Annotated in this window: 11 protein-coding genes; 5 read left to right on the forward strand and 6 right to left on the reverse strand. The window is 40.3% G+C overall.

Annotation, left to right across the window (positions count from 1 at the left end):
* Window positions 1–60: 60 nt before the first annotated feature.
* The 4 genes from U735_RS0123865 (at window position 61) to U735_RS0123880 (ending at window position 5,415) form a co-directional block, all read left to right on the forward strand.
* Entirely contained in the window at window positions 61–993 is a 933-nt protein-coding gene (locus tag U735_RS0123865; protein WP_031446226.1) for a DUF3078 domain-containing protein, read from the forward strand.
* A gap of 721 nt (window positions 994–1,714) precedes the next feature.
* Window positions 1,715–2,539 carry an alpha/beta hydrolase gene (locus U735_RS0123870; protein ID WP_146032777.1) on the forward strand — a complete coding sequence of 275 codons (825 nt, stop codon included), beginning with the start codon at window positions 1,715–1,717 and terminating at the stop codon, window positions 2,537–2,539.
* Between the two features lie 15 nt (window positions 2,540–2,554).
* Entirely contained in the window at window positions 2,555–4,051 is a 1,497-nt protein-coding gene (locus U735_RS0123875) for a leucyl aminopeptidase family protein (protein ID WP_031446228.1), read from the forward strand.
* Window positions 4,052–4,215: 164 nt separating this feature from the next.
* The gene (locus tag U735_RS0123880) at window positions 4,216–5,415 is read left to right on the forward strand and encodes an ATP-grasp domain-containing protein (RefSeq protein ID WP_031446229.1); all 1,200 of its coding nucleotides are present in this window, start codon (window positions 4,216–4,218) and stop codon (window positions 5,413–5,415) included.
* Window positions 5,416–5,462: 47 nt separating this feature from the next.
* Here U735_RS0123880 and U735_RS0123885 read toward each other — a convergent pair whose 3' ends face one another.
* The 6 genes from U735_RS0123885 to hflX all read right to left on the reverse strand — a co-directional run bounded on the left by U735_RS0123885 (window position 5,463) and on the right by hflX (window position 11,995).
* Window positions 5,463–6,656, reverse strand: coding sequence for a hypothetical protein (locus U735_RS0123885; protein ID WP_031446230.1), 1,194 nt, complete (start codon window positions 6,654–6,656; stop codon window positions 5,463–5,465).
* Window positions 6,657–6,667: 11 nt separating this feature from the next.
* The gene (locus U735_RS0123890; RefSeq protein ID WP_031446231.1) at window positions 6,668–7,492 is read right to left on the reverse strand and encodes a type 1 glutamine amidotransferase; all 825 of its coding nucleotides are present in this window, start codon (window positions 7,490–7,492) and stop codon (window positions 6,668–6,670) included.
* Between the two features lie 13 nt (window positions 7,493–7,505).
* Window positions 7,506–8,600, reverse strand: a complete 1,095-nt coding sequence (locus tag U735_RS0123895; RefSeq protein WP_031446232.1) for a carboxylate-amine ligase — start codon at window positions 8,598–8,600, stop codon at window positions 7,506–7,508.
* 36 nt (window positions 8,601–8,636) lie between these two features.
* Window positions 8,637–9,815, reverse strand: coding sequence for an ATP-grasp domain-containing protein (locus U735_RS24780; protein WP_034248721.1), 1,179 nt, complete (start codon window positions 9,813–9,815; stop codon window positions 8,637–8,639).
* A 20-nt stretch (window positions 9,816–9,835) separates the two neighbouring features.
* Window positions 9,836–10,540: an esterase family protein gene (locus U735_RS0123910; protein WP_031446234.1), complete on the reverse strand. Its 705-nt coding sequence runs from the start codon at window positions 10,538–10,540 to the stop codon at window positions 9,836–9,838.
* 243 nt (window positions 10,541–10,783) lie between these two features.
* Window positions 10,784–11,995 carry a GTPase HflX gene (hflX, locus tag U735_RS0123915; protein ID WP_031446235.1) on the reverse strand — a complete coding sequence of 404 codons (1,212 nt, stop codon included), beginning with the start codon at window positions 11,993–11,995 and terminating at the stop codon, window positions 10,784–10,786.
* A 77-nt stretch (window positions 11,996–12,072) separates the two neighbouring features.
* Here hflX and U735_RS0123920 point away from each other — a divergent pair, with 77 nt between their 5' ends.
* Window positions 12,073–13,047 carry an endonuclease/exonuclease/phosphatase family protein gene (locus tag U735_RS0123920; RefSeq protein WP_031446236.1) on the forward strand — a complete coding sequence of 325 codons (975 nt, stop codon included), beginning with the start codon at window positions 12,073–12,075 and terminating at the stop codon, window positions 13,045–13,047.
* Window positions 13,048–13,142 lie beyond the last annotated feature (95 nt).

The following is a 13,142-nucleotide window of genomic DNA, read 5'->3' on the forward strand; positions in this document are numbered from 1 at the left end:
AATTCCCTCCTTTTTCTACATTCCTTATTTTTGCACTACTATAAATAAACACTAATTATTATGAGGAAAATTGTATTAGCTATAGTCGCATTGCTGGCTATGAACATCACTGTTGCCCAAACTTTGGAGGAATTAAAGGCGGAAAAAGCAAGTAAAAAGGATTCTATTTCAGCGATCCAAGGAAGGGTAGACGCCATTCAGGGAAAAATAGATGCCATACCTGGGTGGAAAAAGGGAGCTTTTGGAACCATTGGTGCCAGTCTCTCCGGATTTAACAATTGGTACTCCAAAGGCGCTCCAAATTCCAGCGCTGGTAATATAGGTATAACTGCAAATGCCTTTGCCAATCTTAATCAGCCAAAATACTTCTGGAGAAATTCATTGAATATCAATCTTGGGTGGGTAAAAATCGATGACAAGGATATTGATACCGATGATGATAGTTTCCGTTCGGCTACAGATGTTTTTAATATAACCTCATTATACGGTCAGAAATTGAGCGATAAGTTTGCTATTTCTACATTAGGGGAATATAGGACAACAATTATAGACAATTTTAATGACCCTGGGTATTTGGATTTGGGGGTTGGAGCTACTTGGACCCCGATAGCCGATCTAGTGGTGGTTATTCATCCCTTAAACTACAACTTTGTTTTTAGCAGTGAGGATACCGTCTTTGAATCTTCATTAGGTGCTAAAATAGTGGCAGATTATACAAGAAAATTGGGAAAGGTTAATTTTAAAACCAATTTGTCCATGTTTCAGAGCTATAAGAGTGCGGATTACTCCAATTGGACTTGGACCAACTCTTTTGGATATACTTTGTGGAAGGGGATTGGTCTAGGTTTTGAATTTGGCCTAAGAAACAACAGACAGGAAGCTTTGAGCTATGCTATTGACAATCTTGATGTGGGTGACCCTACGCCTACTTTCGATTCTATAGACAATGATCTGCAGACCTATTGGCTATTTGGATTAAATTACTCGTTCTAAAACGGATACCGATTAGTAAAAAAAATGAAAAGGCCCTTAAAAAGGGCCTCTTTTGCAAAGTAGGATTTGTCAATTTTGGTTAGGCGATATATATTTTAAATCCTGTAAGGATAAAACGTCTTTTGCTTGTTCAGCTAATGTATAGAGAAGTTGCTCGTCAAATAAACTTTTGTTGTGAATTGCAGGCTTTATGTGGTAAATCTTCATGTTGATGGTAATAATTTGATTTCATGGGATTATAATTCGGAAAAATGACCGATTTAATCAAAAAAAAAGCCCCTCTATGGAGGGGCAATTTTTTAGTCAAGTAGGTCTTTCAGTAAAATTTGGTTTATTATTTTAAAGCGTTACTTTAAGGTTAAGTGCTGATTTGGGGAAAAAGCACTTGGAATTAAGTTTCGCGTTTGATTTGGGGTGAAACACTATCACTTAAATACAATGTAAAGATAGGAGGATTGGACAGTTCCGCTTCATTTTTGTTGTGAACACACTCCAGAATGTTGTGAAAAAAATCAACGGTATCCTTTCTTCGATAAACAGCACAATTATTATTTCCCTAATCCTCTTTTTTACCCATTAATTAATTTGAAATCAACTATTTGAACTTTGAAATTGGGATTATTTGGTCCAAATATTGGGTGGACCAACAGATTGGGTTTACTTTGATGGCACTGTTGTTTTAAAACAGATTATCTTTGTCCGCATTTGTTGGGATAAAATTATGGAAAAGAGAATGTTAGAGCAGAATATCAACGACGAAAGAGGTCAAGGGGGAAATCCAATTTCCTACAGGCCTGAGATTCGCATAATAGCTGAGGATTATGAAATTCCGCAGTTAAATAGGAAAAGGAGAATATCGATACTCCTGCCCAAAAGCTATGGGTCTAGCGAAAAAAGTTACCCAGTACTGTATTTACATGATGGTCAAAATTTATTTGATGGCGGCGGGCCTTTTGGGAACTGGGCCATTGATGAAAAACTTTCGGATTTGGCAAGCAAGGGAATGGGAGATGTCATTGTAGTGGCCATAGACCATGCAGAGGAGGAAAGGGTATTGGAATTTTCTCCATTTAAGGAAACCAAATGGGGCAAAGGGGACGGTAAAAAGTACCTTAAGTTCTTGGTGGAAACCCTAAAACCCCATATCGACAAAAATTTTAGGACCTTAAAAGAAAGGGAACATACAGGAGTTGGAGGGAGCTCTATGGGGGGGCTAATAAGTATTTATGCAGGTTTAAGGTACCCTTCAGTGTTTGGGAAACTGATGATTTTTTCTCCTTCGCTCTGGATTACCCCTAAGATCTATTTCGATGCCATAGCATTTCATCAACCTTATCCCACGGATATCTATTTATATGCCGGTGGGGCCGAAAGTGTAAATATGGTAGGGAATGTCAAAAGATTGAAACAAATTCTTGAGGATAAGAACAAAGAGGGCGCTATGGTAAACATTGAATTACATATTGACCCCCAAGGAAAACACGAGGAATGGTTTTGGAGTCAGGAATTCCCAGCAGCCATGGAATTTCTTTATTATAGGAATTAAATATAAAACGCTTTTATGATCAGCATTGTAAAGAATAAAGATCTTTTTTTGGAAACCCTTATAATACCTTTGGTACAAGGGGAAATTTTGGAGTCGGACATTGTTAAATTAGCTGAGGAACTACAGCTCCCTAAGACACTGTTAACGGAACAAATAAAGGCTGAAAAAAAAGAAGTCTCCTTGTTTTACCCCGTTGCCCATAAAAGTGTAACGAGGGTATATTGTTTGGGCTTGGGAACAGACCCAACCCTTAAAATGGTGATAGACGCTTTTAAGCGCTTTCTTCAAATGGAAGCCGCCAAATTGCCTTCCAATTTGAGCATTGATATAAGCAACGGAAATTTTGACCCTGAATTTATATCAATATTGACTGAAGGCATTGTTAGTGGGTTGCTATTGGGGACTTACAAAAAGGGTTTGTACCAAACATCCAATTTATCTACGGATAAATGGGATTCAGAACCATTGAATTTGCAATTCTTTGTTGACGAAAAATTTGAAGATATAGTAAAAATCGCAGCAGACAAAGGCAGGGCCATAGCAGAAACCCAACTTAAAATACTAAGGTTGGTAAACTCCCCCAGCAATAAACTCACCCCTATTAATTTTGCCCAAGAAGCAGTTATATCCGGTAAGGAATTTGGTTATAAGGTGGAAGTCCATGACGAAAAGGCCATTGAAAAATTGGGATTATATGCACTCAAGGCGGTTGGCCAGGGGAGTGACACACCGGCCAGATTTATTGTAATGGAATACAAGCCAAAAGCAACGGGTTCACAACTTCCCACAGTAGGCTTGGTGGGTAAGGGGGTTACCTTTGATACAGGAGGTTTGTCCATCAAGGGTTCTTCCAATATGCATTATATGAAAAGCGATATGGGTGGAGCGGCAGCAGTTTTTGGAACAATGGAGTTGATCGCCAAACTTAAATTGCCTGTACATCTTGTTGCTATAATACCCACCACAGAAAACTGTGTAGATGCCAAAGCTTTAAAACCTGGAGATGTTATTGGGTCTTACGCAGAAAAAACCATTGAGATTATTGATACAGATGCAGAAGGTCGATTAATATTGGCAGACGGAATTGCCTATCTAAATAAGAATTACAGTCCGGATATAATGATAGACGTGGCTACCCTGACCGGAAGTTGTGTGCAAACCTTGGGCTATGAGGCAGGCGGGTTATTTACGAACAATGATGATCTTGCCCTTAAACTGACAAATGCCGGGGACCGCTGCGGGGAACGTTTGTGGCGACTGCCTTTATGGGATTCCTACGAGGGAGATATAAAATCTGATATTGCCGATGTAAAGAATTATAGTGGCAAGCCCATTGCAGGAGCTATCAGCGCTGCTAAATTTTTGGAGTTCTTCACCAATAAGCATACCAATTGGGCCCACTTGGATATTGCTGGGGTGGCCTTTGGGGATGCGGAGTTTTATACCCAGAAAACGGCAACTGCTTTTGGGGTTAGATTGCTTACAGATTTTATTGCAGGTTTGAAGAAATAGGACATAAATTTAATAACATATTTTTTGGGTTTTGTTGTTGGAATAATGGGCTATAATTGGAACAAAAATCTTTCAAAACCGAATTGAGAGTTTTTTTACAATGTTTCTAATGCTTATTAGGGATTATTAGGTATTTTACAGCTAATAAGTAATACTTCTGGAACATGACAGGAAATACCGACCAAACCACTTTTTTATGTATAAGCAGTTTTTTTAAGGGAGAAGATTTTCTAAGGTCGTGTAAGGCTTTGGGCAACAAGGTATTACTAATTACTTCCAAGGGTTTGGAACATAAGAAGTGGCCACGCGAATCCATTGATGAAATTTTCTACATGCAGGAAAGGCGTGAAGGTGTTTGGAATATGGACGATTTAATCTCGGGCCTCGCTTTTTTAATGCAGAACCAGAAAATAGACCGGATCGTGGCCTTGGACGATTTTGATGTGGAGAAGGCAACCTTGGTAAGGGAGCATTTTAGAATACCTGGTATGGGACAGACTACGGGTAGGTATTTTAGGGATAAATTGGCCATGAGAATGAAAGCCGAAGTGGCAAATATTCCCGTTCCAGCCTTTTGTCCATTATTCAATAATAGGGAAATAGATGAATATACAAAAAGGGTGACGCCCCCTTGGCTCATCAAGCCCAGATCGGAGGCCTCTGCAACGGGGATTCGTAAAATATTCTCTAGCGAAGAACTTTGGGCAGTGCTGGAATCTTTGGGCGATCGCAGACATGAGTACCTAATGGAGAAATTTGCTCCCGGGGATGTGTACCATGTAGATTCTTTATCAGTGGATGGTAAGATTGTCTTCACGCAGGCTTCCCAATATTTAAGTACCCCTATGGACGTGGCACATGGTCACGGTATCTTTAGATCCATCACACTTAAAATGGATTCTCCGGATGCCATAGGTTTGATGGAAATCAACGAAGAAGTCTTAAAGGCCTTCGGGATGCGTTTTAGCGCCTCGCACAGCGAGTATATTAAATCTAGGGACACTGGGAAGTTTTATTTTTTGGAAACGGCCTCAAGGGTCGGTGGGGCCCATTTGGCGGAAATGGTGGCCTTTGCTTCCGGAATTAATTTGTGGGCAGAATGGGCAGCGATCGAAGATGCCATGGCAAAAGGAAAAACCTACAAGCTACCTGAGGTAAAAAACCAATATGCGGGTATTGTGGTGTCCTTATGTCGATTTCAATACCCTGATTATTCCTGTTTTACAGACCAGGAAATATGTTGGCAATTACAAAAGGAATACCATATAGGTCATATTGTACAATCGGAGAGTCAGGAAAGGGTGTTGGAACTGTTAAATGAGCATACCAAACGCATCCAAATCGATTTTCACGCCAGTACGTGATATTATGCGGTATTGGGTTGTAGGAGGCAATGATTAAGGTTGTATTCCTAGTCTTCAAAGAAACCAACGCTGGCGCCTACCCAGTCCTTATCCTTATTATAGCGTACCCCTACCATTTCCCCTTTACTGATACGTACCAAATTGTTGACTACCCTTGCTTTTTTTTCACCTTTTTCCCATATCATCAGCATCCTGATTTCACATTTGGCCGAACCTGTTGGAGTGTTTATTACCGGTGCATAGGCTACTTTCTTCTGCAAGATGTAGTTTTCCCTATCTTGTACGGCATCAAGATCTTGTTTGGTAACATTGATGAGTACCCCCGATCCGGCGAAGGAAAATAAGGGCTTTAACACGTAGTTTTCAAGATCCTCGGGATACTTTTCCAGTTGGTGCAAAAAATGACATGGGGGCACATAAGTGCTGTTGATCAGGGGCATGGTAAATTTGCTTATCCTAAAAAACCAATTGGGGTGTCCTATCCATTCTACATTGTATTCCTTGGTAAAATCGAATTGCCGCTGAAGGTCATCCCTTTTAAAGAGCTCGTCAAAAATAACCCGGTTATATATCCTGCGTACTTGGATTTTTAATCCTTTTTGATCGGTGTAAAATACATTTTTCCCTTCCGTAATCAATTCGCTAATACACACCACCTTTATGCCCAAATGGTGGGCTGTCCCCAAAAAATCTATTTGGGTGGTTTGTTTGTGGGGCTCAATTTCGAGAAGTATCACATTTTCCGAGGAACAGTCTCCTACAATAATCTCCCTTAGTTTCTCAACATATTCTACGGAGGAAATACCGTTTAAATGATGATAGTTGGTAGGAATATCAAAGTGATCCCTATATCCCTTGGCCATGAGTTCCTGAAAAAAATAAAGGGTTGGAAATCCCTGTACTTCAACCATTTGTGGAATTAGCTTTCCCTTTTCATCCAAACATATTCCAAAATCCATTTGAAGAAAAGTAGTGTGTTCATCTTCACCTGGGACCAACCTGGACACATCTTGAAGGGCATTTTTGGTCAGCTCCTTAAAATCTGGCTTGCAGATAACAGCGTTGACCTCATCGCAGGCCTCCAATAATCTTTGCTTTAAATATTTGGGAATAAAGATTGGAGTCTCGGCAATCCGAAAGGAAGGTTTGTGGTTATAGGCCGAATGGATCCCTTCTAAAAATACCCTGTATTTATCATTCGTGAAGGCGGCATTGTACTGCTGACGAAGATGTTCTACCATGAAAACCTATGTTATGAGAGTTGTTTGGATAATCCAATCTTTTTAATGGCATTGTCAATAAATCCGGGGATTATGGAATTGTAGGTAGATTCCAAATTATCGGTATCCCTAATATGGGTCATCATATTGTCATATTTTCTTTTTCCGTAGGTGGCCACTACCTTCTCTTCGTTTTCCGCTTTGGCAAAGTGCGCTTCCATACTCACAGGTTCGGCCTCGGGATGAAATTGTACGCCAACGAATTCCTTCGAAAAACGTACCGCCATAATGGCCCTCTCGTATTCCACATGTGTCCTGATTTTCTCCAGCGCCAATATTTTAGCACCTTTCTCCTCAAAAACTTTCAATCGTGGTTGAACAAGTTGCCAATCCCTGGAATCTACTGCAAAGAACGGATCCGGTAGTTTGGAGAATAACTCATCGGCCTTACCATGTTTGGTCTTATGGATGGGTAGAACCCCGAAAGATGGGGATTTTCGCTTTGTAATGTCTCCTAGACCAAAATGGTGGCATACCATCTGATAGCTATGGCAAATAAAGAAAACGTATTTTTTGGGATAGTCACCATTTGCATTGTGTTCCCATAATTGGTCAATGAGGGAATAGTATTTTTTATCCCAGATGCCGTCCCCTTCCAAAGGATTACCTGGCCCTCCGGAAGATATGTAAATATCATAGCTGGTATCGGGAACTTCATTCTTGGTCCTAACGTCAAAAAAATGGTATTCTGCTCTGGCGTTGAATTTATCCAATATTTCCCGTATGCATCTGAGCCCTTGATTGGGAATTCCATTATATAGGTCCAAAACGGCAATCTTTTTTTTTCTATCCAACATTTTTCTTGTTCATTTAAATCCCTGCAACCGTCTCCTTCAAAATAAAATCGACCACATCATTAAGGTTTTTGGTTTTTTCAAAAACGGCCAATTGTCTGTCCGCCCCGGTCCCTTCATTCAATATTTTATGGATTTTATTGATTTCATCCCTGCTTCCAAGTTCATCTACCACATCATCTACGAATTCCAGCAACTCCAAAATTAATTCTTTTGTTGGAACTTCTATAGATTTTCCAAAGTCGATCATCTTGCCATCAATCCCATATCTTGAGGCCCTCCATTTATTCTCATTGATCAACGCCCTTTTGTAAATAATAAAGTTGAGGTTGCTTCTTCTTAAAATATAAAGTTTAGCCACCAAAGCCTGAATCAATGCCGTTATGGTGACAGTTTCATCTACGGTCAAGGGTACGTCACAAATCCTAAATTCAATAGTCGGGTAAAAAGGGTGTACCCTTACATCCCACCATATTTTTTTGGCGTTGTCAATACACTTTGTTTGCACTAGGAGATTAACATATCGCTCGTATTCCCCTGCACCGGTAAAGAAATCCGGAATACCGGTACGAGGAAATTTATCGAATACTTTGGTACGGAAAGATTTAAAGCCTGTATTTCTACCCTCCCAAAAAGGGGAGTTGGTAGATAAGGCGTATATATGGGGCAAAAAGTAGCGTACGGAATTATAGATGTGGATGGCCATTTCCCTGTCCTCAATGCCCACGTGTACGTGAAGTCCGAAAATAAGGTTGGACCTGGCGGCATCCTGTAATTCCTGAACAATTTCATCATATCTCGGGTGCACGGTTATCAATTGTTTTTCCCATTCGGAGAATGGGTGGGTACCTGCCGCGGCTATGCGAAGTCCTAGGCCGGAGGCAACCTCCGATATTGTTTTTCGCAAATGCGTTACTTGGGAGCGCACTTCCTTAATATCCTTGCAAATTACCGTACCCACTTCCACTACGGCCTGGTGCATTTCTGCCTTTACTTGTCCTTCCAAGATCTCATCGGCAATTTCTACAATTTTTTGCTCATGTGAAGTCAGTTCTCGGGTATTGGGATCTATTACTTGATATTCTTCTTCTACTCCTAATGTAAAATCCATTGGTCTCCAGGTATTACAGTTTGGGCATTGTCAAAATTATTTTGACTTGCGTTTGGTTGTTGTGGCCTTTTTGACCGGTTTTTTGGGGGCGGCTGCTGTTTTTTCGGCCTTCGTTGTCGTTGTTTTTTTAGCTACAGCTGTCTTTTTGGCTTCCGTTGTTTTGGCGGTTGGTACGGCCTTTTGTCCTTTGGTCGCTGCTGCTTTTGCCGGAGCTTTTTTTGCCACCGGGGCCTTTTTTGCGGGAGCTTTTTTGGCTGCTGGTTCTATTGTGGTAGGGGCAACCGCATTCTTGACAAATGTTCCCCAAGTAAGGTTCATCTGGCCTGGTTTGTGCTCCTGTGCCCTTTTTATGGCCATATTTGCAGCGGTCTCCACGACCCATTCGAAATTTTCCTGGCCAACGGAATTAATATCGGCATCCGGAGCCGGATTACAAAAATCTATTGCGTAAGGAATACCGTCCCTTACCGCGAATTCCACAGTGTTGAAATCATACCCCAAAGCTGCATTTAGTTTTATGGTGTAGTCCTTAACCGTATCCAATAGTTTTTTGCTCAAGGGAGGTCCGTCATGTACATACCTCAGGTGATGTGGGTTGCGGGGCTCATATTGCATAATACGCACTTCATTACCACCTAGGCAATAGCAGCGGAAATATTCGTTAAAGACGATTTCCTCCTGCAACATCATTATTAGTTGACCGGTTTCGCTGTGACTCTTAAAAAACTCATCGGCATTGTTAAGTTTGTAGACATTTTTCCAGCCGCCTCCAGCAAAAGGCTTCATATAGGCGGGAAAACCGATATGTTCAAAAATACCATTCCAATCCATGGGATACTTTAAATTCCGGAAAGAATTTTCTGTGGTATCATCCGGCCTCTCCTTTGATGGGAGAAGTACCGTTTTTGGCACAGGAACTCCAGTTTTTATAGCCAATGCATTATTGAAAAATTTTTCATCGGCACTCCACCAAAAAGGATTGTTGAGAACTGCGGTACCCGATATGGCCGCATTTTTTAGATATGCCCTGTAAAAGGGAACATCCTGGGAAATACGATCTATTATAACGGCATATTCCGTTGGGTCGGCCTGCATTACCTTATCTATCATAACGGCCTCGGCCATTATCCCATTTATTTTTTTCTCGTTTATTCTATCTATAAAGGCTTGTGGGAAGGTATTTTCCTGGCCGAATAGTATTCCAATTTTTTTCATACTGTATTTGGTATTAAAGTTTACATTAAGGATAAATAATGGGGAAACATTTCGCGCCATATAGGCCAGTCATGACTGGCGTTGGGTCTATTGTCCAACCAATGATCAATACCTTTATTTTTTAAAATTTCCGACATTCGGAGATTGGCACCCAAACAAATATCATGTTCGCTGGTGCCCAAAATTATTTTCATATTATACAGATCGGGATGATTCATATTGGGCAAATAATCCACTGGATTATTAAAATAAACATTGTCATCGTAATACCCGTCCAATTGGTCCCTGATATCGAATGCCCCGCTCATAGTAAAGAGGTGGCTAACCTTTTCGGGATGTCTAAAGGCAAAATTGGCCGCATGGTAGCCCCCGAAACTGCATCCTGAAACTGCTACCTTGCCAATGGGGGATTCGTGCTGTACTTTGGCAACTACTTCCTCCAAAATCATCTTGTCGTACCAAATATGGTTTTTAACACGGTCTGCAGGATGTATGGATCTATTGTACCAGCTGTATTCATCAATACTGTCCAAGCAATATACCTTCACCTTGCCTTGTTCTATAAACCAGGCAATGGAATCGATTAAATGAAAATCCTTGCTTTCGTAATACCTCCCTCTGGTAGTTGGAAAGATTAACAGAGGATAGCCCCAATGACCATAAACTATCATTTCCATTTCCTTGCTCAGATTCGGGGAATACCATTTATGATAGTTCTCTTCCAAAATGTATTAATTAATGGTTGGGGAAGTATCTCCTTGTCTTAAAGTTAGCCAAAATAATGATGCCAACAAATCTGTTTTAAGGAAAGATCGGCATTTATGGATATGCCTTAAGTGTGTTTTTTCCTCAGGCAGGAGGAAATGTTCCAAAGGCATTGATATTCAATGCCTTTGGATTTATGTTATAAATGGAAATTAGTATTTATGAAATGTAAATTTTTGTTTTTAGGCCAATATTGCTAATGCCTAATACTCATCCAAATGTTCCGGATATAGAAAGTTGTTATATGGAAATCTGGTTATGTGAATATCCCGAACCTCGTCGTAAACTCGTTTTCTGAATTCTTCCAAATTTTCCTTGTTCAGGGCCGAAATAAATAGGGCCCTATCGCCAACGCGGCGCATCCAGGTATTCTTCCACTCTTCAATGGTGAAGTGTTTATTGGTTTTTTCAGTAATCAAATCATCATCGTCAATGGTCTTGTGTTCGTATTGATCTATCTTGTTAAAGACCATGATGGTTTTTTTATCCGAACTTTTTATTTCCGTAAGAATTTGATTTACAGAGTCTATATGTTCTTCAAAATTGGGATGGGAAATATCAACTACATGTAATAACAGATCTGCTTCCCGCACTTCATCCAAAGTACTTTTAAAACTTTCTACCAATTGTGTGGGCAGTTTTCTAATGAATCCTACCGTATCACTCAGTAAAAATGGAAGATTGCCTATCACCACTTTCCTAACTGTGGTGTCCAAGGTGGCGAATAGTTTGTTTTCGGCAAAGACATCGCTTTTACTAATAACGTTCATCAAGGTAGATTTGCCTACGTTGGTATACCCTACTAGAGCTACACGTACAAGTGCCCCGCGATTGCCCCTTTGGGTTTCCATCTGTTTATCTACCTTCAACAACTTTTTCTTAAGAAGGGAAATTCGATCACGAACAATACGTCTATCGGTTTCTATTTCCGTTTCACCGGGTCCACGCATTCCGATACCCCCTTTTTGTCGTTCCAAGTGGGTCCAAAGACCGGTAAGTCTGGGGAGCAAATATTCGTATTGGGCCAGTTCCACTTGGGTACGGGCATAACTGGTCTGTGCCCTTTGGGCAAAAATGTCCAGGATTAAACTGGTACGGTCCAGGATTTTACATTTTAATTGCCTTTCAATGTTCCGCTGTTGTCCCGGAGTGAGCTCATCATCAAAAATTACGGATCCAATATCATTGCTCTTTACATAGGCCTCCACTTCCAACATTTTTCCGCTTCCAATGTAGGTTTTAGGGTTGGGCAAGTCTATTCGTTGTACAAAACGTTTACAAACCTCGCCCCCTGCAGTATAGGTAAGGAATTCCAGTTCATCCAAATATTCGTTTACCTTTTCCTCATTCTGGTCCTTGTTCATTACTCCTATGAGTACCGCCTTTTCATATTCTATGGTCTTCTTCTCTAGCATATCCTTATTTAAAGTACAAATCTAATCAATACTTGCCAAGGGTTTTTCGTAATTTAGCAATCGATTAAATATTTTGGATGAAATTTTCATTTTTTAAGAAGAAATCGATCAATACCCTCCATACTGTGGCTTTCTATAATCTAGAAAACCTTTTCGATGCCAAAAATGATTTTCAGACATTGGATGATGATTTTACTCCTAATGGATCTAAAAAATGGACCCCAAAGCGATATCAGAACAAATTGTCCAGACTGGCCCAGACTATAAGTCAAATTGGGCGCGAATCTACAGGTTTTCCTCCTGTATTGGTCGGTGTTGCAGAGGTTGAAAATGGGAAGGTAGTTCAGGATTTGTTGTCTACAGATCCCTTAAATGCGTACAACTATCATTATGTTCACTATGATTCCCCAGATGAGAGGGGAATAGATAATGCCTTGCTATACAATAGGGATAATTTTGAAGTATTAAGCTCAGAAGCAATTCCATTGATAATACTTAATGATAACGGCCAACGCGATACTACAAGGGATATATTATACGTAAGTGGAGTTCTAAATGGGGAAGAGGTCCATATTTTTGTGAACCACTGGCCTTCCAGAAGGAATGGGGAGGTAGAAACCGATTATAAGCGTATTGCTGCAGCGAGAACCATTATTGATTATATGGAGAAGTTGGAACAAAATGTGAAAAACCCCAATTATATTGTAATGGGCGATTTTAATGATGGCCCTTCCTCTGCCAGTCTCCAGACCCTGATGAGTAGGGATAGTTTGCATAACCCTATGGAGAGATTAAAATCACCTGATCGGGGAAGTGCCAACTATAAGAGGTCTTGGAGCCTTTTTGATCAAATTATAGTGTCCCATAATTTTTTTAATTACGAACGTGGCACCCACAGTTTTGCCGAGGCAAATATTTTTGATGAGGCCTTTCTCACGGAATATAAAGGTAAGTACAAAGGTAATCCACATAGAACCTATGTAGGAAGGCGATATATGGGAGGTTTTAGCGATCATTTTCCGGTTTACGTACAATTTAAGTTCAATATTTAAAATTTTTCTTTCCCCAAAGTGAACCTTTCATGTCGTTTTTTTGAAGGTTCACAACAAAACCATGCGTTTCATCGAATAAAAAGGTGCGTTAATCG

The sequence above is a fragment of the Arenibacter algicola genome (assembly GCF_000733925.1).
In the GTDB taxonomy this organism is placed as follows: domain Bacteria; phylum Bacteroidota; class Bacteroidia; order Flavobacteriales; family Flavobacteriaceae; genus Arenibacter; species Arenibacter algicola.